The organism is Nocardioides pocheonensis (genome assembly GCF_003725535.1).
Classification (GTDB): domain Bacteria; phylum Actinomycetota; class Actinomycetes; order Propionibacteriales; family Nocardioidaceae; genus Marmoricola; species Marmoricola pocheonensis.
In genome coordinates, this window is the sequence record NZ_RJSF01000046.1 from 35,013 (window position 1) to 56,970 (window position 21,958).

A 21,958-nucleotide genomic window follows, 5' to 3' on the forward strand; every position below is an offset into this window, starting at 1 on the left:
GCATGGGTAGCTGCGTGCTGCTGCCGGCCAATCTGTTCGCGAGCAGAGCGGCGGCGCTGTCGTGCGCCAGCCCGAAACGGACCGGTCGACAGCGGTAGCCGCCGGGTGGGCGAACAAGGGTGGATTGCGAGGTTCGGGTGGCACGCGATCTGTTCCGGGGCCGCCGCGGTCCACATCAAGTACTTCGTTTCAGTCCAGCATCACGCGCCCCGGGTCCAGGCGAATACCGACAGGGCGAGGAAGCGTCGCACGAGAACTTCTCCGGCGGTCGAAAGATCAGGGCGACCCCGGGTGGCACCGCCCTCTCGACCACGAGCGGCAAGCCACCCACACACTTGCCCGAGTTGGCAGCGGTCGGCATAGCAGGACGCGTGGACGATCGGTTCGGTGTACATCCTGCGAGGCATGGCGTCAGCTCTTGGCTGTGACGCCCCGTGGACGAGATCGACCTACCCCGGACCAACCTCGGTGTGCCTGAAGAGCATGAGGTCGCCGGGGAGCTGTTACGCCGCAAAGGCCGGCGTTCCTCCGTCGACCGGTGCCTCAGAGCGCATCTTTGCCGGACGGTGCCCTGATTGCTGCCGTGAGACCTGTTCCTCCGAGCCGCTCAGAATCTCTGCGGTCCGATGCGTTCGACAGCGATGAAGACTGCTGCAGCAAGCAGCATGAGGTTCGTCCCCATGTTGAGGTACTCGCGTCGGCGCCCGTGCGTGACGATCGCCCCGAGCATCAGGACGATGAGTCCGAGCGCCGCGACCGGAACCAACCAAGTCAAGACATCGAACGCCCCCGGGAGGACGAGGCCCAGCACTGCAGCCATCTCCACCGCACCGAGGAGCCTGACCACGTCATCGGGAACGTCACCCGCCCAGCCTTGACCGGCGTCAACGAGTTCAGCCTTGGATTTCGTGAGTTTCATCAGACCAGCCAGGAGGAAGAGTGCGGCAAGAACTCCGGTCACTATCCAGACCGCGACGTTCATACCGCGGCAACCTCGTCGAATCGGAACCGCGCGAGTGCATCATCCTCGCTGCAGCAGCTGGCAGCGATCCGGGGATCGGACACGTGCACTCTCCTCGGGTTTGGCAGGACTGACTTGAAACTTCAAGTACGAGCATAGAGCCATTGACATGAAGGTTCAAGTCAGCAGCCGTTATCCTCCGTGGATGGCGACTAGGAAGACCTCGCGCGACGCTCGCTGGCTGACCCCCGATGAACTCGAGACGTGGCGGGCCCTGCACGAGATGGTCGTGAGGCTCCCCGCAGCACTCGGCAGTCAGCTTCAAAACGACTCGGGGCTGAGCTTCATCGAGTACTACGTGCTTGCTGCCCTCTCCGACCAGACCGACCACACGCTGCGGCTGAGCCAGTTGGCAGCCTTGGCCAACTCTGAGTTGTCGCGCCTGTCCCACCTGATCACCAGGATGGAGAAGCGCGGGTTCGTACGGCGTGCGCCCGATCCGAGCGACGGTCGCTTCAACATCGCAACCCTGACGCCCAGCGGGCTCAACCACCTCGTGGAGGCCGCTCCCGGCCATGTGGCCGAGGTGCGCCGCCTGATCTTCGACGCGCTCGACGAGCGGGCTCAACACGATGTGCGCACGGCGGCTCGGGCGATCGTTCGACGCGTGGACGAAGGGGACCTCTAGGTCGCTCTCAGTCCGTTCGGCACATCGGCTCAGAACGATTTCGGGGCTCGCGCGGCGAATCCAAGGGTCCAGGGCGGAGCGAGCTCCGACATGATGGTCGCTCCGAGGATCAGACACCCGCCGACCGCAAGACGCCACGTCAGCGGCTCCCCGGCGAAGGCGATGGCGGAGCCCGCGGCAAACACCGGCTCAAGTGCCAGGATCAGAGCGGACCTTGTCGGGGACAGTCTGGTTTGCGCCCACATCTGGGCAACGAGGCCGCCGGCAGCTATGACGAGCGCCAGGTACAGCAACAGGATCCAGTCTCTCGTGGTTGCAGGAGTCGCAATGCCTTGTGGCGCCGCGGCCGCTATGTACATCACTGCGACCACGATCATCTGGACTGCGGACATGCCGACGATCTCGTCACGCCGGCTCCAGGCGCTCAACCCGACAATCTGGAGCGCGTAAAGGATCGCCGAGAAGGCTGTGAAGAGCTCCCCCACGCCGAGCGAGACCCCTTTCAGGGCAAGGATCGCGAAGCCGATGCTCGCGATCACCACGGCTGCCCAGCCAGATCCCGGAATTCGATTTCGAAGCAACAGCCAAGCCAAGACCGGCGTGATCACGACGAACAATCCGCCGATGAACCCGGACACGCTCGCATTCGTGTACCGGAGGGCTGAGACCTGGACCAGCTGGGCCACCCCCCAGACCACACCCAGAGCCACCGCCCGTCGAAGGCTGATTGAGCCCAGCCCGAGTACCGCCCGGCGAGCCACCAGAGTCAGGGCCGCGGCAGCGATCAAGTACCGGACCGCCATGAAGTCAGCAACGGGCATGTCGGCGGTGACGGACTTCACGATGGTCAGGCCAGAGCCCCAGGCGGCAGCCATTGCCACGAGCACCATGACCGCAGGAGCGCCCGAGGTCCGCAGGTCGCCCGCAGGCGTGCTCAGTGCTCGATCCTCGTGCCCCGCGCTCTGAGGAAGCTGCCAGCCTCGCCCCCCATGACGCTGCTCAAGCGCTGGCGACCGGCGCTTGGAACCCACCCGCGTCGGCGCCAAACGTCGGGATGGCGTTGACCAGCTCGCGGGTGTACTCATGCTCCGGAGACTCGAAGAGCCGATCCACCGGACCCACTTCACGGACCACGCCCTCCTGGAGAACCAAGGCGCGGTGGGCTACCGCCCGGACGACCGCGAGGTCGTGCGACACGAAGACCACCGACGTCCCGCGTTCTGCGGAGAGACTCGACAACAGGCTCAGAATCGCAGCCTGAACCGACACGTCGAGGGCGGAGGTGATCTCATCGGCAAGGATCAACTTCGGATTGGCAGCGAACGCCCTCGCGATCGCCACGCGTTGCTTTTGGCCGCCGGAGAGCTCCGCGGGGTAGCGATGCGCCATCGACTGCAGGAGATTGACCTGTGAGAGCAGCTCCCGAACGCGCTCTTCGCGGTCTCGTCGTGACAGCTCGCCTTCGAACAACTGCATCGGCCGTGCGATGAGACTCATGACGTCGTGGCGAGGATTCAACGACATGTCAGGATTCTGGAAGACGATCTGCATGTCGCGACGGATGCTCCTCGGCCGCTTCCCGGCGTCAGGGGCAAGTTCGACGCCCTCGAAGCGGACGCTCCCGGACGACAGTGGGTGGAGGCCGGCGATCGCCCGAATGAGGGTCGACTTGCCGCTTCCGGACTCACCCACGATGGCCAGGGTTTCGGCCTGGGCTACATCGAAGCTCACACCCTTGACCACCGGCGTGCCCTGCCGGCGGGAGCGGTACTCGCACCAGAGGTCGCCCACGCGGAGCAGGGAGGAGCCAGACCTCACCTCGGGGAGCTGGAGCGGGCGGTCGTCGATCGTGAGCGCCACCTGCTCGCCGGCACGGACGCAGCGAACAGACTGCGAACCTTCGAAGACCTCGAGCCGGGGGTTGCCTTGCACGCACTGCTCGATGGCGTGGAGGCATCGCGGCGCGAACGGGCACGCGTCCTCGACGACGCTGTGGGGTGGCGCCCCCGGGATTGCGGAGAGGGCTCGCTTGCCCGAGGGGTCGGGAACCGCAGCCAGCAACGCCTTCGTGTACGGATGGGCGGGCCTGGAGAGCAGGGTCTCGACGGGCCCTGCTTCGACGACCTGCCCCCCGTACATGATCGCGACCTGATCACAGACCTCGGCCAGCAGGGGAAGGTCGTGACTGACCAGCATCGCCGCGGTCTGGTGCTGCGCCACGACCCGCTGAAGCAGGCTCATGATCCGCGCTTGGGTGGTGACGTCGAGTCCGGTCGTCGGCTCGTCGAGGATCAGAACCTCGGGATTGCAGGACAGGGCGATGGCCAGGTTGATCCGCTGCTGCTGCCCCCCACTGAACTGATGCGGATAACGCTGGAGAGCGGCCTCCGGGTTCGGTACGCCGACCTCGGTCAACAGTTCGACCTGCCGAGCGCGGAGCTCCTGGCCCCTCAGCCCCAGGTGGAGCTTCATCGGCTCCGCCATCTGGGTACCTATCGTCAGGGCGGGCGTCAGCGTCAGCGACGATGCCTGCGGTACGTAGACGACACGGCTGCCCCACACCTGGCGCAGCTTCGCGAGCGGGAGTCCAAGGAGGTCGACGTCACTCAACCGGGAAGTGCCGCCGAGGATCCGCATCGCTCCCGGCCGATAACCGATCGCCGCCAGGGCCATCGTGCTCTTCCCGCATCCGGACTCGCCCGCGACTCCGAGGACCTTGCCACGGTGAAGAGTCAGGTCGACATCGCTCACGACCTTGCTGAGCGATCCATCGCGTTGGGTGTAGGCGACGGCCAGGTCCGAGATCTCGAGGGCCACCGATGACGTGCTCATAGCATGGAGTCCTTCACGCTGTCGTTGCTGAGGTAGCGCATCATCGAGTCGGCGATCAGGTTCAGTCCTACCGAGAGCGCGGCGACCCCGACTACGGGCGCGAGCGAGGCAAAGGGCTGGACCTGCACGTATCCCAGGCTGTTTGCGATCGACAGACCCCAGTCGGACGACGGCGGCTGGGCACCGAGGCCCAGGAAGTTGAGGCTCGCGACAAAGATGACTCCGTAGGTCACCCGCAGCGCTAGGTCTGACACGACGGGCGCCATGATGTTCGGTGCGATCTCGCGCACGGCAATGGTGATCCGGCGCTCACCGCGCGCGCGCGCCGCCTGCACGTAGTCAGCCGTGACGACTGCAGCCGTGGCTCCACGGGTGACGCGACCGATTTGCGGTGCGAAGACGACGGCCACGGTGAGCAGCAGGACGAGGACCGACGATCCGAAGCCCGCGATCACGGCAAGCGCGATCAGCAGGGGCGGAAGCGTGAGCAGGATGTCGAACACGCGCGCCACGATCGCGTCGAAGAGGCCGCCGACGTACGCCGCGACCATTCCCACCAGGCCCCCTGTGAGTGTGGCAAGGGTGACAGCAGCGATCGGTACGAGTAGCACCATGCGACCGCCTGTGAGGAGGCGGCTGAGGACGTCACGGCCGAGGTTGTCGGTACCGAGGACGAGGCCGTTGCCCGGACGGGTCAGGGGCAGGCCGACGTTGAGCTGGTTCGGCGGATGCGGGGCGAGCGCCGGGCCGAACACAATCACCACCAACATCAGGGTCACCAGGAACAGGCCGATGCGGCCCATCCACGTGTGCGTGACCGGACGCAGGAACGCCAGACCGCGAACCACGCGACTTCGCGCGTCGCCTGCCTGCATCATGCCGTCGACGCTCATCGGGCGCTTCCTCTCAGCCGCGGGTTCAGGTAGGTCACCACGACGTCGGCCAAGAGACCGAGGATGACGAACACCGCGCCGAGGAGCACGATGATCGCGAGTGCCGTGTGGGAGTCCCCCTGGGCGATCGCGGCCAGGAGCAGCCTGCCGAGCCCGGGGACGGCGAACACGTTCTCCACGATGATCACGCCACCCATCAGGTAGATGATGTTGATCGCAATGGCGTTCACTAGCGGCACCGCAGCCGAGCGGAACGCGTGCCTCCAAATCACTCGATGGCGCCGCAGGCCACGCAGGACAGCAGCCCTGGTGTACGGCGCGGAAAGGGACTCAAGAACCGATGCACGGGTGATCCGCCAGATGTAGGGCACCACTCCCACGCCGAGCGTCAGCGAGGGCAGCACGAAGGCTTTCACCTGCTCGGCCGGGGTACCCAGTCCGATCGCATTGGAGGCGACCGGAAACCACCGGAGCTGGACGGCCAGGGCGATCATCACCGTCAGACCGACGACGAACTCGGGCAGCGCGGCGAGCACGGTCATGACGACGAACAGGCCCCGGTCGATCGGCCCGCCGCGCCGCGCGACGGCAACGCCCACCGCGATGGCGATGGGCACAGACCAGACGAGCGTGATCACCGCGAGCTCCGACGTGTGCGCGAAGGCCGGCAGGACGAGAGGCTTGACTGGTTGGGTTCCGGCCAGGTTCGTGCCCCAGTCGCCGCGCACGAAGTGCCAGAGCCAGTCCAGGTATTGGACGATCAGCGGCCGGTCCAGTCCCCGCGACGCCGCGAACGCGTCCAGCTGCGCGCGCGAGGCCTGCCGGCCCAGCACGTTCTTCCCGAGCTGGTCGGCCGAGTGGTTCAGCGCGAAGAACGAGATGAACGAGATGAGGAGGATCGTCAGGAGCGCCATCGCCAGCTGACGCGAGAGGGCGCGCGCTCGCGCGGCGCGCCCTCTCACGGTTCTGGGCGGCTCGTCAGCCTGTGGCTCTGCGACAGACACCAGTGTGCTCACTGACATAGGTTTCCTTCTTCGAAAGCACGCCGAAGCATGTCGGCTCAGGCAATCCAGGCCCGGCTGAAGTCGATGCTGCTCACCCTGTCCCACGTGAGTCCCTGCACCTTGCTGGCGCGGGCGTAGCCTGCGTCGACGAACAACGGAATCAGGTACGAGTAGGTCTTCCGTGCTTCGAGGAGTGCCTGCTGGCTCAGCGCCACTCGCTTGTCGGCGTCGAGCGTCGCGTAGATCTCCCCGGTCAGCTTGTCGACGGCGGGATCGTCATGGTGCGTGCCGTTCCACACGGCGCCCTTGCGGTAGAAGTAGTCGAACAGCACTGACGGGAAGGCGTTGTGCCAGTAGTCCTGGAACGCCGCAGTCTGCAGCCATCCCTTGCTCCAGTACGTCGTGGCCGGGAACTCCTTGAGCTTGATGTTGAACCCAGAGTCCTTGACGATCTGCTGCCAGGCCTGGGCGACCTCGCTCATGCCCGCCACGCCGGAAGAGGTGCTCAGCTCGACGTCGACACCGTTGGGATACCCCGCATCGGCAAGCAGTTGCTTCGCCTTCGCTGGGTCGTACTCGGGCTTGAGACCGGGCGGGTAGAACGGGCTCTCCGACGTCACGGCGATGTCAGCTGCTACGGCGCCATGTCCTTGGAATGCGGTCTTGAGCAGCGTTTCGCGGTCTGTCGCGAGCCGCAACGCTTCAACGACCCGCTGGTCGTTGAACGGCGCCTTGTCCTGGTCGAAGGTGAACACCCAGGCGCGCTCAGCCTTGATGGTCTCCAGAGCGACGTTGCTGCGCCCCTGCAGTCCCGACCAGAGAGCGGTGGGGAAGGTGTCGGTGACATCCGTGGACCCCGCCAAGACACCTTGGAGCTTCGCGCCCTGGTCCGGCGTGACAGTGGCGTCGATGCCGTCGAGGTAGGGGGCCCCGTTCCAGTAGTCGTCGTTGCGTACCAAGCTCCAGCCCTGCCCGGGTTTCCAGCTCTTCAGCTTGAAGGGGCCCGTGCCGGCGACGGTCGCAGCGCTGAAGTCGGTGCCGTCCTTGAGAATCCCGCTACCGAAAGAGGTACACACGGACTCGAGGAAGATGCTGTTTGCCTTGTTGAGCTTGAGGACCACCGTCGATGCATCAGGCGTGGACACGCCGCTGGCGTCCATGTACGGGGCGACGGCGAGGTTCACGGCACTGCCCGCCTTCGGGTCCAGCCAGTGCTTGAACGTAAAGGCGACGTCCTTGGAGGTGAAGTCGCTTCCGTCGTGCCACTTGACACCCTCGCGAAGCTTGATCGTCCACTCAGTCGCATCGGCGTTCGCCGTCCAAGCCGTCGCGAGTGCCGGCGTCGCTGCCAACGTGGTGTCGTCGATCTTGAGCAGGCGGTCGAAGATGTTGTTCAGGCACATGGCCGCGTTGATGGTGACGATAACTCCGGGGTCGAGGGCGTCGCTGGTGTCGGCATCGCTGATCGCGACGCGCAGCGTGCCTCCCTTCTTCGGCTTCCCCGCCGACTTGGTATTCGAGGGGCTGCTGGCGGGACTGCCCCCGCACGCCGCCAGGAAGAGAGCCCCCAGACCGGCGCCGCCGACGGCCAGGACGGAGCGTCGCGAAGCGACGTAGGTCAGCGGGTTGGCGGAATTCCGATCCGACCGATCAGTATCCTTCGTGGCCATTGGACGTCCTCCAGATTGGCTTGCGGGGCGCGAACAGGAGTTGCTCACGACCCGTGAAACCTAGGCCGCAGTGCTCTGGGTCACACATTGTGAGAATTCAGGACTTCGAGGCACACCACCGTCGATCCACTAGGCCGATGACACCCCCACACGCCTGCGGCATCTGCGGCGTGGTCCGATAAGGGACACTTGTTCCTCCGGGTGACGGGGCACAACGTGCGAACTGCACAAGACGGCGGGCGATGCACCAACAACGGCATTCCGGCGCGCAGCGGCTGCGAACTTCGCGGTCGATCGCGTTCGCATCCGATCCAAAGCGGTCGTTCGCGAGAGGTGTAGCTTGCTCCCAGCACGGGCCCAGCACCCGCAGTGGATCGCTCCTGGAGCCAGACGTACCCGAAGCCGCCGCGAGTCGCGTGAGCGCGAGGTGCCATGGCGGGCGGGCGCTCGGCGAGGCACTCGAAGACGAGGTACAAGAGGCCCCGCGCTCCGCCAGCGCGACGGCGGGCTTCACTCGATCGCAGCGTCTGCAATCATCCGATGGTCAGGCGGTAACATCGGGCCCCAGGTCACCGACGCGTCATGCCCGCGCATCCGGCGAGTCTTCGGGGCTTTCGAGGATGTGCTTGCGGATCAAGGCCCGTGGGTCGAGGTCGCTTAGCTCAAGCTCGTTGAACTCTGGCCCGAGATCGGCCAGAAGATCATCCTGGGTGGACTTCATGATGCGACGCAGCGTGCGGATCATCTGCCCAGCCTGACGGGCGTAGTCAGGCAACCTGTCCGGCCCCAAGATGACCGCGGCCACCAAGAGGATGACCCCGATCTCGGGTAGACCTACGCCGAACATGAGCTGTCTATGTACGCCACACCCAACGGATTCGGAACAATGATCCCGGGCACCGACGTATCTCAGGCGATCGGGCTGCGACGCTCGGAAGAGACAGCCGGGGTTTCCGAGACAATCGGATCGGAAGCGCTCAGCACGCTGTCCGCATCCACATCGTCATCGTCGATCAGGCCCTTGGTCTCCGCCTTGAAGATGCGCAGAGCACGGCCTGAGCCCCGCGCGAGCTCAGGAAGCTTCTTCGCACCGAAGAGGAGCACGAAGACGCAGAACAGGATCATCAGCTCAGGGGGTCCGATATTACGCATAGGTCCTCGCTTTGGATTCGTCGTGTCTGCCGGGATGAAGGGGCCGGTCATCCATCCGAGTGTGAGATTCATGGCTCAGTTCGCACAGGTGGAGAGTTCCAACGCGCGGTGCCGCCCGTCGTCATCTTCACAGCGAGAGCGCCTGGAGTAGACGGCGTACTCGAGGGCGGCCCGGTCTCAATCACCGGATGCACCGCCAATTCGCTTACGCGCTCATCCACGCTTTCCGGAAGTCCATCTGGTTGACGAAGTCCCAGACCACCCCATTGACCTTGTTGGACTGGGCCCAGCCGCCGTCTGTGTAGAACGGGACGACGAAGCTGTAGGTCTCGCGGACCATGACCAGGGCGGCCTGGATGAGCTGGGCCTGCGTGGTCGGGTCGGTCTCCTTCATGATCCCGGCGACCATGTCGGCCAGTCGGGGGTCTTGGTAGCGCGTATCCCACCACGGTCCCGAGGACATGTAGAAAAGTTGAAGCATCTGCGCAGGGTGGAATCGGTTCCAGTAGTCCTGGAAGGCTGGTGTTGCCATCCAGCCCTTGTCCCAGTAGGTGTTCAGTGGGAACTGCTTCAGGGTGACGTTGAAGCCCGCCGGCTTGACCACCTGCTGCCACGCTTGGGCGACGTCGAGCATGCCGGCCGTGACGTTGGACGTGCTGAGCTCGATGTCGAGGCCCTTCGGGTACCCGGCCTCGGCCAGCAGGCTCTTGGCCTTCTCGATGTTGAACTCGGACTTGTGTCCGGTCGGATAGAAGACCGACCCGGGCGTCGCCCCGAAGTCGTCCGTAAGGACGCCGTGGCCCTGAAGTGCGACGCGGAGCATCGTGTCCCGGTCGGTGGCCAGCTTGAGTGCCTCCAAGACCTTCTGGTTGTCGTAGGGCGCGTGCCGCTGATCGAACGCGAAGACCCATGCGCTCTTGTTCTTGAACGTCTGCACAGAGACGTCGGACCGGCCCTTGAGGCTGGTCCAGTAGGAGATCGGAAGATCGTCGGTGACGTCGGTTGAGCCGGCAAGAATCCCCTGGAGCTTCGCGCCCTGATCGGGCGTGATCTTGACTTCGATTCCGTCGAGGTACGGTGCGCCGCCCCAGTAGGCGTCGTTGCGAGCTGCTGCCCAAGCTGTCCCGGCGGTCCACGACGTGAGCTTGAATGGCCCGGTGCCGATAGCAGTCCTCGGCGTGAAGGACGTCGTGCCCGCCTTGGTGATCTTCGCGTTCCAGTTCGACCCGACCAGCGCCGGCAGAATGCTGTTCGGCGTCTTGAGCTTCACGACCACCGTCAGAGGGTCGGGGGTCTCGATGCCGGATGGGTCGATGTACGGGCTCATTCCGCCGTACATCTCGTTTCCGCTCTTGGGATCGACCCATCTCTTGAGAGTCGCGGCGACGTCGGCCGAGGTGAAATCGCTTCCGTCATGCCACTTCACGCCCGGGCGCAGTCGGAACGTCCACGTCAGCGCGTCGGGGGTCGATTCCCACGACTCAGCAAGGGCAGGCTTTGCAACGAAGTCGTCGTCGACCCGAGTCAGGGAGTCGTAGAGGGCGTTGCAGACGATGGCGGTGTTCTGCGAAATGATGAGGCCCGGGTCGAGACTGTCCGTGGCTTGGCCATCGCTGACCGCCATCTTGATGATGCCGCCCTTCTTCGGTGCTTGCGCAGGGCCGGAGGTCCGTGGTGCCGAGGCCGGTGAGCTGCTGCAGCCAGCGAAGAGCAGTGCGCCCAGGCCCACCCCGCCGACGGCGAGCACTTGCCGACGGGAGAGATTCGCCCCCGCCACCGCACTGCGAACCGCTTCAACGTCCCTGGTCGGATCGGTCATCTGAAACCCCTTCGGCCCGTCGTGGAATCTCGGCGACGCTAGCGACGGGCACCGAGCGCGTCACTTGGAGAAAACAAGAGCGCGCATGCAGGCCACAGTTGGTTTTCCAGCCCCGACGGCCAGCGTGCCCGGGTCGTACAGCCGCTGGCTTGGGCATGCGCGAAGTGGGGCGAGCGCGCCGCCCATCAGCACCGACCGGCGTCGACAGAACGCCCGATGGCCATCGCTGGCGGCCGGCGGATCCACGCGCGCAGCTGTCAGCAGATCTCACTCCTGGCTCAGGGGCCAGGTCCAGCCACGCCTACTTCGCCGCGGTTGTGCGCCGTCATCCCGGAGAGTCGCACGTCGCATTCGAATCCATAACGACCCGCCGTTGGGGCGCGGTGGCGTGTCCGTGCTGGTTACTTCCGCGCACCCTGCGGCGGGCGGCTGGGAATTGCCTCGGTGATGGCGTAGGCGGTGTCCACGAAAGCCTGCGCCTGATGCTCCGACAGATTTCGAGTGGAGGCCTTCTCCAGGGTCTGCCACAGGGTCGCGATGGGTTCACGCATGGCTCGGCCCTTGTCGGTGAGGTGGACCAGCATCACGCGTCGGTCGTGTGCCGACGGCTCACGCACGAGGAGACCCGCGTCCTGCATGCGACCGAGGGACTTGGAAACGGTGGAGTGATCCAGACCGACGCTTTCGATCAGCTCGGACTGGCTCTGGCCGTCCCGGTCGAAAAGCTGCATCAGCAACAGTTCCTGTCCAGGATGGAGGTCCATCTCGCGGAGCAGGGTGGCGGCGTAGGCACGGTGGGCGCGGGCGAGTTGGAAGATCGCGTAGCTCATCGGCCCTCCCCCGGCCGTGGTGGGAATGCGAGGCATGATCCTCCCTCTCAGCCGCGTCGGGACGCGTCGTCGGTGTAGCCGGCCGTGGCCACCGTAGAACGTCGCTGTACCTGGGCGTCGTACTCGCGTCCAGATCGGGTCAACGGCGCGAGTGGTCAGGCGACGGTGAGGACGAGCTTTCCCCGCACGTGCCCGGCGTCGCTGGCCTGCTGGGCCGTGGCGGCCTGGTCGAGCGGGTAGGTCGTGACCGTGGTTCGGAGCTCGCCGCTCGCGGCGGCCTTGGCCACGGCGGCCAGGCGATCTGTCGGCGCTTCCGAGCGTCCCCTCGCGAAGGTGATCCCCAGCTGCTCCGCCCCGAAGTCGGCGATGGTCACGATCCGCTCGGTGCCACCCCGCAGCGTGATCGAGTCCTCGAGAGCGCCCTTCCCGGCTAGGTCGAAGACGGCGTCCACGCCGCCAGGGGCTATCGCCTTCACGCGCTCGACCAGGCCATCGCCGTACAGCGTCGCCGTGGCGCCGAGCGAGGTGAGGTAGTCCTGGTTCGAGGAGCCCGCGGTGGCGATGACTCGGGCTCCACGGGCCGTGGCCAGCTGGACCGCCAGGGTTCCGACCCCACCGGAGGCGCCGTGCATCAGTACGGTCTCGCCGGCAGCGACAGCGAGCAGATCCAGGACCCGCTCCGCGGTTTCACTCGCCACCGGCAGCGCCGCCGCGTCCTGCCACTCGAGGCCATCGGGCTTGAGGACCACTTGGGAGGCCAGCGCGTACTCGGCGTAGGAGCCGGTGTCCGACCAGCCCAGCACACCGTCGCCCACCTGCACGTCGGTGACGCGCTCACCCACGGCGTCCACCACGCCAGCGAGCTCACCACCGGGAATGACCGGGAAGGTCGTCGGGCGTATGGCCGCCATCATTCCGGACCGGATCTTGCCGTCCACCGCGTTCAGGCCGGCAGCCTTCACGCGGACCCGGATCTGGCCAGGTCCGGGAACCGGGACCTCCAGGTCCGTTTCGTGCAGCACGTCCGGACCACCGAAACGCTCAAACACGATTGCCTTCATGATGTCTCCGTTCCTCAGCGCGAGCACTTGTGTGGCCAGCCACATAACTACCGTACAGCAAATATGTGGCTAGCCAAGCAACTGGCCGAGACGCCGCGCTCAGTGCCGCCCGGCACACGCGCCGCCTGGGTCTGTTCGAAGACCGGCCCTGGGTTTCGCCGAAGGTGCAAGAGGTGTGAGGGCTTGCGATCTTCGATCGCTGCTCTGGTGGATGAGAATCGGTGGGTCGCCTGGCGACGTCGGGACACACTGGTGCGGGTGAGCCCGTAGAGGTGTATGGCGTGAGGTCTTCGGGTTCTCTGGATTGTTGCTGCGAGCACGTGGGTCTGTATCCCGGCAGAAGGCCTCCCAGGCGACCACCCGGCCGCGACGGCCGCGGCCGCGGACCCGAAGGGAGTGGTCGCGATGGAAGTGCTGTTCGAGCGGGTCGCTGGCCTGGACGTCGGCAAGAACACGGTCACGGTCTGTGTGCGGGCACCTGGCGCCCGCCGCGGTCGTCACACCGAGACCAGGACGTTCAAGACGACCACGGGGTCGCTGCGCCTGATGCGGGACTGGTTGCTGGAGTCCGGGGTGACGATCGCGGCGATGGAGTCGACCTCGACGTACTGGAAGCCGCCCTTCTACTGCCTCGAGGAGGTCATGGAGGTCTGGCTGCTCAACGCCGCGCACATGAAGGCGGTGCCCGGCCGGAAGACCGACGTGCGCGACGCGGAGTGGATCGCTCAACTGCTCGAGCACGGGCTGCTGCGCCCTTCGTTCGTGCCGCCACCGGACATCCGGCGGCTGCGGATGCTGACCCGCTACCGGGTCCAGCTGATGGGTGACCGGACCCGCGAGACGATCCGGCTCGAGCTAATGCTCGAGGACGCCTCGATCAAGCTCTCCGCGGTGGCGTCCTCGGTCACCACCGTCTCGGCACGTGCGATGCTGGCCGCGCTGATCGACGGCGAACGCGACCCCTCGCACTGGCCGACCTGGCCAAGGGCAAGATGCGGCGCAAGCTCCCCGAGCTCGCCCAGGCCCTGGATGGCAACTTCGACGCCCACCACGCGCGGCTGGCCGGATCGATCTTGGGCCGCCTGGACTTGGTCGAGCAGGCTCAGGCCGAGCTCGACGAGGTCATCCGGGCCGCCTGCCAGCCGTGGGCACGCCAGATCGAGCTGCTCCAGACCATCCCCGGGGTCGGGGAGAAGGTCGCCCAGGTGATCGTGGCCGAGACCGGTGCCGACATGACCCGGTTCCCCACCGCAGCGCACCTTTGCTCGTGGGCCGGGCTCGCGCCGGCAATGTATGAGTCGGCCGGCAAACGCACCCCAGCCGGCCGACGCGCCGGCAACAAGTGGCTCACCGCGATGCTCGTCGAGGCCGCCGGCTCGGTGGGCCGGATGCACGGCAAGAACTACCTCGCCGCCCAACACGCTCGCCTGACCCGCCGCCGCGGCATGGGCCGCGCCCAGGTCGCCGTCGCCCACTCGATCCTGACCGCGGCCTACTACATGCTGCTACGCGACCAGCCCTACCAAGACCTCGGCGCCGACTGGCTCACCAAGCGCAACGAGGAAGCACACACCCGCCGCCTGGTCGCCCAGCTCGAACGGCTCGGCCACACCGTGGTCATCGACCCCGCAGCCTGACCACCTCAGCCGAACACACGTCGGGCTCCGCCCGACGCGCTGACGCGCACGCCCTCGGCTAGGTCATTCACGGGTCTGTGTCCTCTTCCCTAGCCACTACGAGCGACCTCGAGGAGGATGTGTCAGCTGGGCGCCGTCAAGGGCGTCACTCGAGCTTCGGCCTGTCCTTCAGGTGCTCTGGAGTACCTGATGTCCACGTGCACCCTGATGCCGAGACGTCGACCGGCTTGGCGCGCTGACCAGTTGAAGTCCACGATGCGTTGAGTCGTCTGCGCGTCGATGCGAGCCTCGTACTCGCCGGCGGCAACCAAGGCATCCGCGATCTCGGCCACCATCTCCTCTGACCGGGCGCGACGCTCTGCATCGCCCCCGATGGCAAGGAAGCGTTCCGGGCTTCCCCAGGTGCTCACATCTGTCCCTCTCGCCGACGCCTTCCCTGCGCAGTCCGTGCGGAGATTCCTCCGACCCGTCCGAGAGCACTGCCGCCTGTCTGGAACCGGCGCGGATCCGTGGGAGACCGCAACGACGAAAGTCGGGAAGGAGCGGGGGAATCAGACCCGCGCCGGTCCGGGGACCGTACGACCGACTGGACCCGTTACCGTGAGGTAGTACCGCAATGTGGATGTGACGCCGACCACAGCACCACGAGGAACGCGGCGGTTAGAACCGGGTCTGTCCATCCATCGGCCGGCGGGCGAGGTCCGCCAACCGTGCCGCCCGAGACCCCCCGCAACCAAGCTCCTTCTGGATCTGGAGCCGGGAAACCGGACCCGCCGGCGAGGCGCTGTCGAGCGCGCGGATCACCGAAACGGCAGCCCTGTCGTCGAGACCGGCATGCCGAGTGGCGGCCGGTCCGTCGCCATTCGGCCGGTTGGGCGCAGGGTTCGTGCCGGCCATGTCGCCGGCACCCTCAGCGCCGAGTCTCGTGCCGTTGATCCCGTCAGTCTCGGCGGCTGATGCCGGGCGACCAGGGGCAGGCGGGCGCGATCCGGCCTCTGCGTCCGAAGATGCGCTCTCGCCGCGACGCGCCAAGCCGGCGAGCACCTCGATACCCAGGGCGAGGGCGATCGGCGGCCAGGCCGCGACGGCACGTGCCGTGGCCGACGGCTCTGCCGCTGCCACATTGGCCGCCAGCGAGGCGCTGAGCCCCAGGGCAAGCAGGAGCCAGGTCAGCGCTGCCGGCCGCCTGCCGGCACGCGAGTCGGCCAGCAGCACCGAAACGGCAGCCACGACGGCACCGTCGATGGAGACCGGCAGCAGCCACGAGGTCAGGCCACTCTCCCCCGACCGCAACGCAACCGCTCAACTAGGTCGCTTCGCGAGGCGCGGTCCGCACGTTCCTGGCTGATCGATTCTGGCCAAGAGGTAGCTCTGGCGCTCTCCGAGCCAATCGCCACCCTCAGGTGGTGCCGCGGGTAACGACGGACGGCTTAGAGGGACCAAGCGTTCGACGGTGTTGGGATCGACGCCGATCTGCTCGCCGAGGGACACCGCGGTCAGACCGGAACCAAGGAATGCGTCGCATAACCGTTCGTTGGACATGGGCACTCCCCAGACCTCATCAGACGATTTCACGCTGGCGGGACGTCCCGAGACGTCCCGAAGTCGTCGTTGAGAAGTCCCGCAGGCAGGCAGGAAGGTCGAGGTGGTTCACAACTCGGGATCAGGAGGAACCATGGCAACCACGGAGACCGCTTCCCTTGCAGCCGCAACTGCGGGTCCCCTCGAGCCCGCATCAGGTCTCGCCGGTCTGCCGATGCTGATCCCGGTGCCGCGGGCCGCGCAGATCCTCGGTATCAGTCGCTCTGCGGCGTACCGCTGCGCGGCCTGCGGCGACCTCCCGACCACGCACCTCGGTGGCAGGGTCTACGTGATCACCGCCAAGCTGCAGGAGCTGCTGTCGGCATGAGTGGAAACGTCTCACGTCGCCCGTCGGGCGAATGGGAGTACCGGTTCGAGGCCGGGCCCGATCGGCTGACCGGGAAGCGCCGCCGGGTCACGAAGTCGGGCTATCGCACAAAGCGAGAAGCAACCCAGGCGATGAACCAAGCCATCGCCGCCTTCCATCAAGGTCGACACGTACAGCGGACACGACGCACCGTCGAAGACTTCCTCAACGAGTGGCACAGCGCCGTGCGGAGCGCGCTGCGGCCCTCGACCTGGGTGAATTACCGCAACTACCTCGACGCTTACGTCATCCCTGTCATCGGCGACACCCCGTTGCAGGACCTCGACGCCGTGCGGTTGAACCTTCTGTACGGCCACCTTCTCGAGCGCGGCCGCGTCAAGTCGAAGGGTGGCCTGTCCCCGAAGACAGTGCAGAACGTCCACCGGATGCTCCACCGCGCCATGCGCGACGCGGTCAAGTGGGGGCAGCTTCCAAGGAACTACGCGGAGGACGCCGAGCCTCCACGCGCACCACGGCCCCGGCCGACTGTCTGGACTCCTGAGCAGCTCGGCGCATTCGTGCAGCACGTGCGAAACGACCGGTTCTACGCGCTCTGGCTTCTCGTAGCGACAACGGGTCTGCGCCGTGGAGAACTCGCCGGCCTTCAGCGTCACGACATCGACTTCCGCACCCGAACGATCTCGCCCAGTACCCCTCGGGTGGTCGTAGCTGGACGTGCCGTCGAGTCAGAGGCGAAGACACGAAGCGGCGTTCGCAACCTCGCCCTGGACCCGGTAACACTGGAGGCGCTTCGTGACTACGTGGTCAGCTGGGACACCGAGCGCGACGCGCTCGGCCAGGACACCCAGCTGCTGTTCGTGTGGCCCAACGGTCGTCCCCTTCACCCGGACACGATCACGGCGCTCTTCCACCAGCACTGCGAGCGAGCCGGCCTTCCGCGGATTCGCCTGCATGACGTACGCCACTCATACGCGACCGCAGCTCTGAAGGCTGGGATCCCGGCCAAGGTCATCAGCGAACGCTTGGGACACGCGACGGCCGCCTTCACACTCCAGACCTACACCCACGTCATCCCCGGCATGGACGAGCTCGCTGCCGAGGCCATCGCCCGGATGATCCTCACGCCCGCCGTTGCAGACGCAGACGCGGGCGGCAGCATTCTCGGCAGCATCACAGAAGATGCAGCGCCGGAAACAAGCAAAGAACCCGCTGACCTGCTGCGTTTCCGCAGGTCAGCGGGTTCTTCATCCAGTAGCGGGGGCAGGATTTGAACCTGCGACCTCTGGACGCCGTCGGGGGCATCGCGGCTACTACGGATTCGGTCCGGAAGCTACCGATTCGCTCGGTGTGGTGAGGGATCCGCCCTCGCTTCCAGTCACAGGATACCCGTCCAGTACCGAGTGGGACGGCCCCAATCTGGACACTAAATGGACACGGATCGAATCGCGCAACCAGGTCCTCGGCCCTGGATGCCCTAAGCGTTCAGGGTTCCAGCACGCGCTTGAGGTTTCCGACAAACACCTTGTTACGGCGCGGAACCATGAGGGCCATCATCGGCGTCATGAGCATCCTGAGTCCGCTTGGTCGCATCTCGACCGCGCGCGTGAAACGTGCGTCATCCCCGGCCGGCTCGACCGTGTAGGTGATCTGTGGCTGCAGGCCGGCGAAGTCAGCGCGATACACCACCCGTGCGCCGGGCTCGACCTCCAGCGCGGTGAAGGTGCCGTCGGTCTTGCCCATGAACGGCTTGAACTTCAGGGGGTATGTCTTGCCTACGACGGGGACGGGATCGGTCTCGGGAGGCACCGAGGCTATGTCGACGTGCCAGTTCGGTTCATTGCGGAGGTCGGCGACGTACGAGAAGACGTCGTCTGCCGTTCGGGCGACGACGACACTCTCAGCCGATGTGATCATGACTCCTCCTCAGACAGGGCGTCGCTTGGCTGGCATCCGCGGGGTGCCCTGACGCCAGGTCCCATTCCAAACTATCGCTCCGCCGCTCGTTGGGGCGGCGAGTCGCGAGCGGCTCGAGTGCTCAATTTCAAGCTGTCCGCCGGCCTCGGCGTCGTTTGCCGAAAGATGCGCGGACCGGGAATGCCGCTCAGGCCCCGGGTCGAGATCGCAAATCAGGCCGCCGCGATTGACCGGCTCGTGGCCTTCCTCGGCCTGGCATCCCCACGGCTAGGTAGCCGAGTCACGGGAGTGGCTCCAATGGCCTGGCCCGCGCGTGGCGGTCGATCGAGGTATTCACTTTGTTGCGGAACCGAACGATGCTTGGGGTGACTCGCCAATCCCCGTCCGCGCTGAGGAGCCAGGAATGCCGGATCAACAGGGACCGAAGGTGGTTCTGCGCGGGCCTGCCGAGGGCGACAGCATCATCTTGCCGATGGGGGGCCTACAGGCGCACATCACGCGCAAGGCGTCCCGCACTGAGACCGGCGGACATTGGGCTCTCGGGGAGGCCTGGCAGGACCCGGGCTTCGACAACCCGCCGCACACCCACGATGAAGCAGAAGCCTTCTACGTCCTGGAAGGGTCCTACACCTTCTACACCGACACCGATCCGGCAGAGGGGGTGGGGCCGGGCACCTTCGTGTTCATCCCGCCTGGAGCGGTGCACGGCTTCAGGACCGGTCCCGAGGGTGGGCGACTGCTGTGCCTGTGGCCATCGACCGTCGAGGCGGCGTTCTTCGGTGCGTCCTCATGAGCACAACCAGCCGACGAGCGACCGCAGCCTCTGGTTAATGGGCGGGGCTTCCGAAGCGCACCCGGTTCCCGAGCGGGTCGGTGACTACGAACTCGACCAGACCGTAGGCCTGCTCCTCGGGGGCCGAGACTCCGAGTACATCTGCTTCGCGCAACTTCTTCCAGTAGGCCACTGCGTCTCGGACATGCACGAAGCAGGTTCCCGGAGTGAGGGAGACGCTCTGCTCCCCGGGCGGGGTTTGCGAGAAGTGCAGCTCGACCGGGCCGTCGTGCATGACCAGGTATCCGTCGTACCGGCCTGCGACGTCGAAACCGAGTTTGCTGTAATGCGCCTCGGTGGCAGCCAGGTCCGCGCTGGGCAGAATCGGGATGGCCGAGCGAGCATCCGACCCCCTGCCCTGGGCGCGGAGTCGTTCCAGCCACACCCGGAGCGGAACCGTGATGTTCAGCCCACTAGCGCGGCGCGCCGCCCACAGTGCGCACCCGGCACAGATGTACACCCCGGGGGTGTCGCCCAGCTCGGTTAACCGAGCCCGATCCCGCGTGCGGCCGCAGCAGCCACACTGAGCAGTCGAAGGCTCTGCCACGCTATTGGTCATGCCCCATTGTCCGCCGTCTCGTCAACTGCCAGGACCGGCGCAACCTCCGTCAGCGGCGAACCAGCAGTTGAGGCACGAGCATGTGGCGTGACCTCGCGATCGGCTTCGCAGCCACAGTCATCGTCGCGTGGCTGGTGCTCATCGTGGCTTTGCTCGTCGTGCGACCCAAGGGAGGCCTGCTCAGGGAGGCGCTTCGCATACTGCCCGATCTGATCCGGCTTCTGACGCGACTGGCCAGGGACTCGACGCTCCCCCGCGGCGTCCGAGTACGCATCGCACTGCTGATGGGGTACCTGGCCCTGCCCATCGACCTCATCCCGGACTTCATCCCCGTACTCGGCTACGCCGACGACGCGATCGTGGTCGCAGCCGTCCTGCGCAGCGTCGTCCGCCGCGTCGGCTCGGAGCCATTGCAAAGACACTGGCCCGGCACGAACGACGGCTTCGCGGCACTGTGCAGACTCGCTGGCATTGCCCCGCCGACCGAGCAGACTGCCAACAACTGACGGCCGAGTCCCCACCGCCCAACTGTCTCTTCGACTCGCCTGACCCACGCTGAGCCAATTGTTCATGCTCGGCCGCCGATTGGCCTTGGCCGATGCCGACTCGGCGCTACTCGGCCAGCCCCTGCCGCGCGAAGTCGACGGCCTCGGCGAGCAGTGTTTGCCACAGCTCCCGGTCGACGCTGGGGATCGACACCCACTCACGGAAGACCTTGCCGGCCGGGGCGAACGGGTCGCCGTCGTGGTTGCCGACGAGCTCGGTGACCCGCTGGCGAGGCAGCTTTACGACCAGGCATCCGGCCTTGTCGTCGTAGGAGGCCAGGAACTTCCCGGCCAGCCGCACGCAGGCGTAACCCATCATCGTGGCTCGGCCGATGGCCGGGTCGTAGAGCAGGTCGTCGGTGAGCTCCTCGTAGAGATCGCGGGCCACGTCGGCAGCGTCCCCGCCGGACTGCTCCGACGGGGACATGCCTTTCGGGTCTCGCGGCATCAGGCCACCGGTGGCGTGAAGACGCCGAACTGGTTGCCTGACGGGTCGCGCAGGTAGGCGAAGGTCGGGGCGCCGGGTCCGGGGTCGAGGTGCTTGCTCACCACCGAGCCGCCGAGCTGTTCGGCGTCGGCGCAGGTGGCCTCGACATCGGCGACGAGGATGTAGAAGACGGCGTGGTCGGGCACCTGCCCGCCGGTGCCGAAGATGCCGCCCATCGGTCCCTCGGCGCCGGACGCCGTGATGTTGCGGTAGTCCATCCCACCGGACGCCGCTGGCCCGTCGGCCTCGAAGGTCCAGTCGAAGAGGCTGCCGTAGAACTTCGCGGCGCCGTCGGGATCACTGGTGGCGACCTCGAACCAGGCGAGGGTGCCGGGGGCTGGGTTGGTCATGGGGGGTCTCCTTCTGCGTTGCGGGTCACCCGCCGGGGCGACGGGTCACACCCACGGTCTCGGGCCTTCGCGACACCCCTGTGTCGGAGTTTGGCAGGAGATCTTCGGGACGCAGCGCCGCCTCCGGCAGCTTCGTCTCGTGGCCGTCGACGATCGTCTCCGGGGCGACCCGCTGCGGGCGCGGCAGCGAGGGCGTCGGTTCGGCTCGGGTGATGCGATCCATCCGGAAGACGCGGTCGTCCTCCCGCAGGTGGCACCAGGCGGTGAGGTACGAGCCGTTTGGCCCAACCACGACGTGCTGCGGCTCGACCTCGCGCTCGGTCTCGAGGCCGCCGACGTCGATGTAGCTGATGCGCAGCACCTGGTTGTCACGCACGGCTCGCCAGATCGTCTCGGCGATCTCGGCATCGGGGTCGGGAGCAGGCTGGACGAGCAGCCTTACCTTCTCGGCGGTCGCACGCGCCTCCGCGAGGGCTCGCTCGGGCATCGCCGCCACGATCTTCTGCAGCGCGCTGCGGGCGTCGCGCGTGAAGAGCACGTGCTCGCTGCGGCTCAGCGCGACCGCGACCGCGGCCGCCTCGCGTGGCGTGAAGTTCAGCGGCGGCAGGCTCAACGAACGGTCCAGGGTGTAACCCCCGCCGCGTCCCTGCTTCGTCGCGAGCGGGACTCCGGCCTGCCCCAGCGCGCTCAGGTCGCGCTCGATGGTCCTGACGCTGACCTCGAAGTGCTCGGCCAGCCGGCCCGCCGTACGCCCCCTGGGCCCGGCCGCCCGCAGCTCCTCGACCAATGCGTAGAGGCGGTCGATGCGGTTCATG

At 66.5% G+C, this 21,958-nt stretch carries 24 protein-coding genes and 1 pseudogene; 7 read left to right on the forward strand and 18 right to left on the reverse strand.

The window, feature by feature from the left end; all coding sequences use genetic code 11:
- Positions 1-607: 607 nt before the first annotated feature.
- On the reverse strand, positions 608-982 hold the full coding sequence (locus EFL26_RS19725) for a DoxX family protein (RefSeq protein WP_123224631.1): 375 nt from the start codon (positions 980-982) through the stop codon (positions 608-610).
- Positions 983-1,130: 148 nt separating this feature from the next.
- On the opposite strand from EFL26_RS19725, the gene EFL26_RS19730 reads away from it, so the two are divergent.
- Positions 1,131-1,649: a MarR family winged helix-turn-helix transcriptional regulator gene (locus EFL26_RS19730; RefSeq protein WP_221177068.1), complete on the forward strand. Its 519-nt coding sequence runs from the start codon at positions 1,131-1,133 to the stop codon at positions 1,647-1,649.
- Positions 1,650-1,678: 29 nt separating this feature from the next.
- Here EFL26_RS19730 and EFL26_RS19735 read toward each other — a convergent pair whose 3' ends face one another.
- From EFL26_RS19735 to EFL26_RS19780, 10 genes are all read right to left on the reverse strand, one after another.
- Positions 1,679-2,539: a DMT family transporter gene (locus tag EFL26_RS19735; protein WP_183408282.1), complete on the reverse strand. Its 861-nt coding sequence runs from the start codon at positions 2,537-2,539 to the stop codon at positions 1,679-1,681.
- Positions 2,540-2,648: 109 nt separating this feature from the next.
- Positions 2,649-4,466, reverse strand: a complete 1,818-nt coding sequence (locus tag EFL26_RS19740; protein WP_183408283.1) for a dipeptide ABC transporter ATP-binding protein — start codon at positions 4,464-4,466, stop codon at positions 2,649-2,651.
- An 11-nt stretch (positions 4,467-4,477) separates the two neighbouring features.
- Positions 4,478-5,374, reverse strand: coding sequence for an ABC transporter permease (locus EFL26_RS19745; protein WP_123224635.1), 897 nt, complete (start codon positions 5,372-5,374; stop codon positions 4,478-4,480).
- The gene (locus EFL26_RS19750) at positions 5,371-6,390 is read right to left on the reverse strand and encodes an ABC transporter permease (protein ID WP_183408284.1); all 1,020 of its coding nucleotides are present in this window, start codon (positions 6,388-6,390) and stop codon (positions 5,371-5,373) included. Before EFL26_RS19750 ends, EFL26_RS19745 begins: the two co-directional genes overlap by 4 nt.
- Positions 6,391-6,434: 44 nt before the next feature.
- The gene (locus EFL26_RS19755) at positions 6,435-8,048 is read right to left on the reverse strand and encodes an ABC transporter substrate-binding protein (RefSeq protein ID WP_123224637.1); all 1,614 of its coding nucleotides are present in this window, start codon (positions 8,046-8,048) and stop codon (positions 6,435-6,437) included.
- A 580-nt stretch (positions 8,049-8,628) separates the two neighbouring features.
- Positions 8,629-8,895, reverse strand: coding sequence for a sec-independent translocase (locus EFL26_RS19760; RefSeq protein WP_123224638.1), 267 nt, complete (start codon positions 8,893-8,895; stop codon positions 8,629-8,631).
- A 62-nt stretch (positions 8,896-8,957) separates the two neighbouring features.
- A complete protein-coding gene (gene tatA, locus EFL26_RS19765; RefSeq protein ID WP_246000296.1) occupies positions 8,958-9,251 on the reverse strand; it encodes a twin-arginine translocase TatA/TatE family subunit in 294 nt (97 codons plus the stop codon).
- 154 nt (positions 9,252-9,405) lie between these two features.
- Complete coding sequence (locus tag EFL26_RS19770; RefSeq protein ID WP_123224640.1) at positions 9,406-11,019, reverse strand: ABC transporter substrate-binding protein; 1,614 nt, start codon at positions 11,017-11,019, stop codon at positions 9,406-9,408.
- 401 nt (positions 11,020-11,420) lie between these two features.
- The gene (locus EFL26_RS19775; RefSeq protein WP_246000297.1) at positions 11,421-11,849 is read right to left on the reverse strand and encodes a MarR family winged helix-turn-helix transcriptional regulator; all 429 of its coding nucleotides are present in this window, start codon (positions 11,847-11,849) and stop codon (positions 11,421-11,423) included.
- 155 nt (positions 11,850-12,004) lie between these two features.
- Positions 12,005-12,910, reverse strand: coding sequence for an NADP-dependent oxidoreductase (locus tag EFL26_RS19780; RefSeq protein ID WP_123224642.1), 906 nt, complete (start codon positions 12,908-12,910; stop codon positions 12,005-12,007).
- A gap of 405 nt (positions 12,911-13,315) precedes the next feature.
- Here EFL26_RS19780 and EFL26_RS25025 point away from each other — a divergent pair.
- Both EFL26_RS25025 and EFL26_RS24815 read left to right on the forward strand, forming a co-directional pair.
- A pseudogene (locus tag EFL26_RS25025) lies at positions 13,316-13,768 on the forward strand (IS110 family transposase); the annotation flags it as partial.
- A gap of 134 nt (positions 13,769-13,902) precedes the next feature.
- Positions 13,903-14,547: a transposase gene (locus tag EFL26_RS24815; RefSeq protein ID WP_246000298.1), complete on the forward strand. Its 645-nt coding sequence runs from the start codon at positions 13,903-13,905 to the stop codon at positions 14,545-14,547.
- 122 nt (positions 14,548-14,669) lie between these two features.
- On the opposite strand, the gene EFL26_RS19790 is transcribed toward EFL26_RS24815, so the two are convergent.
- Positions 14,670-14,957 (reverse strand): hypothetical protein, encoded by a 288-nt coding sequence (locus EFL26_RS19790; protein WP_148046780.1) that lies wholly within the window; start codon positions 14,955-14,957, stop codon positions 14,670-14,672.
- A gap of 250 nt (positions 14,958-15,207) precedes the next feature.
- Positions 15,208-15,840, reverse strand: coding sequence for a DUF2637 domain-containing protein (locus EFL26_RS19795; RefSeq protein WP_123224644.1), 633 nt, complete (start codon positions 15,838-15,840; stop codon positions 15,208-15,210).
- Positions 15,841-16,222: 382 nt separating this feature from the next.
- Between EFL26_RS19795 and EFL26_RS19800 the strand changes: the two genes are divergently transcribed.
- Positions 16,223-16,456 (forward strand): helix-turn-helix domain-containing protein, encoded by a 234-nt coding sequence (locus EFL26_RS19800; RefSeq protein ID WP_221177070.1) that lies wholly within the window; start codon positions 16,223-16,225, stop codon positions 16,454-16,456.
- Entirely contained in the window at positions 16,453-17,727 is a 1,275-nt protein-coding gene (locus EFL26_RS19805) for a site-specific integrase (RefSeq protein ID WP_123224646.1), read from the forward strand. The genes EFL26_RS19800 and EFL26_RS19805 overlap by 4 nt, the downstream gene beginning before the upstream one ends.
- A gap of 211 nt (positions 17,728-17,938) precedes the next feature.
- On the opposite strand, the gene EFL26_RS19810 is transcribed toward EFL26_RS19805, so the two are convergent.
- Positions 17,939-18,370 carry an SRPBCC family protein gene (locus tag EFL26_RS19810; protein WP_123224647.1) on the reverse strand — a complete coding sequence of 144 codons (432 nt, stop codon included), beginning with the start codon at positions 18,368-18,370 and terminating at the stop codon, positions 17,939-17,941.
- 403 nt (positions 18,371-18,773) lie between these two features.
- Between EFL26_RS19810 and EFL26_RS19815 the strand changes: the two genes are divergently transcribed.
- On the forward strand, positions 18,774-19,163 hold the full coding sequence (locus EFL26_RS19815) for a cupin domain-containing protein (RefSeq protein ID WP_123224648.1): 390 nt from the start codon (positions 18,774-18,776) through the stop codon (positions 19,161-19,163).
- Positions 19,164-19,197: 34 nt separating this feature from the next.
- Here EFL26_RS19815 and EFL26_RS19820 read toward each other — a convergent pair whose 3' ends face one another.
- Positions 19,198-19,662, reverse strand: a complete 465-nt coding sequence (locus tag EFL26_RS19820) for a VOC family protein (protein ID WP_123224649.1) — start codon at positions 19,660-19,662, stop codon at positions 19,198-19,200.
- 179 nt (positions 19,663-19,841) lie between these two features.
- On the opposite strand from EFL26_RS19820, the gene EFL26_RS19825 reads away from it, so the two are divergent.
- A complete protein-coding gene (locus tag EFL26_RS19825) occupies positions 19,842-20,267 on the forward strand; it encodes a YkvA family protein (protein ID WP_123224650.1) in 426 nt (141 codons plus the stop codon).
- 106 nt (positions 20,268-20,373) lie between these two features.
- Here the strand turns inward: EFL26_RS19825 and EFL26_RS19830 are convergent, their stop codons facing one another.
- The 3 genes from EFL26_RS19830 to EFL26_RS19840 are packed head-to-tail and all read right to left on the reverse strand — an operon-like array spanning position 20,374 to position 21,957.
- Complete coding sequence (locus EFL26_RS19830; protein ID WP_123224651.1) at positions 20,374-20,733, reverse strand: hypothetical protein; 360 nt, start codon at positions 20,731-20,733, stop codon at positions 20,374-20,376.
- Positions 20,734-20,753: 20 nt separating this feature from the next.
- Positions 20,754-21,143 (reverse strand): VOC family protein, encoded by a 390-nt coding sequence (locus EFL26_RS19835; RefSeq protein WP_123224652.1) that lies wholly within the window; start codon positions 21,141-21,143, stop codon positions 20,754-20,756.
- A gap of 25 nt (positions 21,144-21,168) precedes the next feature.
- Complete coding sequence (locus tag EFL26_RS19840; RefSeq protein ID WP_123224653.1) at positions 21,169-21,957, reverse strand: helix-turn-helix transcriptional regulator; 789 nt, start codon at positions 21,955-21,957, stop codon at positions 21,169-21,171.
- Position 21,958 lies beyond the last annotated feature (1 nt).

Excerpts from the sequence above, each read along its gene's own strand:
- EFL26_RS19725 (WP_123224631.1), bottom strand. The coding sequence starts at position 982 with ATGAACGTCGCGGTCTGGATAGTGACCGGAGTTCTTGCCGCACTCTTC.
- EFL26_RS19730 (WP_221177068.1), top strand. The coding sequence starts at position 1,131 with ATGAAGGTTCAAGTCAGCAGCCGTTATCCTCCGTGGATGGCGACTAGG.
- EFL26_RS19735 (WP_183408282.1), bottom strand. The coding sequence starts at position 2,539 with ATGGTGCTCGTGGCAATGGCTGCCGCCTGGGGCTCTGGCCTGACCATC.
- EFL26_RS19745 (WP_123224635.1), bottom strand. The coding sequence starts at position 5,374 with ATGAGCGTCGACGGCATGATGCAGGCAGGCGACGCGCGAAGTCGCGTG.
- EFL26_RS19755 (WP_123224637.1), bottom strand. The coding sequence starts at position 8,048 with ATGGCCACGAAGGATACTGATCGGTCGGATCGGAATTCCGCCAACCCG.
- EFL26_RS19760 (WP_123224638.1), bottom strand. The coding sequence starts at position 8,895 with ATGTTCGGCGTAGGTCTACCCGAGATCGGGGTCATCCTCTTGGTGGCC.
- tatA (WP_246000296.1), bottom strand. The coding sequence starts at position 9,251 with ATGACCGGCCCCTTCATCCCGGCAGACACGACGAATCCAAAGCGAGGA.
- EFL26_RS19770 (WP_123224640.1), bottom strand. The coding sequence starts at position 11,019 with ATGACCGATCCGACCAGGGACGTTGAAGCGGTTCGCAGTGCGGTGGCG.
- EFL26_RS19775 (WP_246000297.1), bottom strand. The coding sequence starts at position 11,849 with ATGAGCTACGCGATCTTCCAACTCGCCCGCGCCCACCGTGCCTACGCC.
- EFL26_RS19780 (WP_123224642.1), bottom strand. The coding sequence starts at position 12,910 with ATGAAGGCAATCGTGTTTGAGCGTTTCGGTGGTCCGGACGTGCTGCAC.
- EFL26_RS24815 (WP_246000298.1), top strand. The coding sequence starts at position 13,903 with ATGCGGCGCAAGCTCCCCGAGCTCGCCCAGGCCCTGGATGGCAACTTC.
- EFL26_RS19800 (WP_221177070.1), top strand. The coding sequence starts at position 16,223 with ATGGCAACCACGGAGACCGCTTCCCTTGCAGCCGCAACTGCGGGTCCC.
- EFL26_RS19805 (WP_123224646.1), top strand. The coding sequence starts at position 16,453 with ATGAGTGGAAACGTCTCACGTCGCCCGTCGGGCGAATGGGAGTACCGG.
- EFL26_RS19810 (WP_123224647.1), bottom strand. The coding sequence starts at position 18,370 with ATGATCACATCGGCTGAGAGTGTCGTCGTCGCCCGAACGGCAGACGAC.
- EFL26_RS19815 (WP_123224648.1), top strand. The coding sequence starts at position 18,774 with ATGCCGGATCAACAGGGACCGAAGGTGGTTCTGCGCGGGCCTGCCGAG.
- EFL26_RS19825 (WP_123224650.1), top strand. The coding sequence starts at position 19,842 with ATGTGGCGTGACCTCGCGATCGGCTTCGCAGCCACAGTCATCGTCGCG.
- EFL26_RS19830 (WP_123224651.1), bottom strand. The coding sequence starts at position 20,733 with ATGTCCCCGTCGGAGCAGTCCGGCGGGGACGCTGCCGACGTGGCCCGC.
- EFL26_RS19835 (WP_123224652.1), bottom strand. The coding sequence starts at position 21,143 with ATGACCAACCCAGCCCCCGGCACCCTCGCCTGGTTCGAGGTCGCCACC.
- EFL26_RS19840 (WP_123224653.1), bottom strand. The coding sequence starts at position 21,957 with ATGAACCGCATCGACCGCCTCTACGCATTGGTCGAGGAGCTGCGGGCG.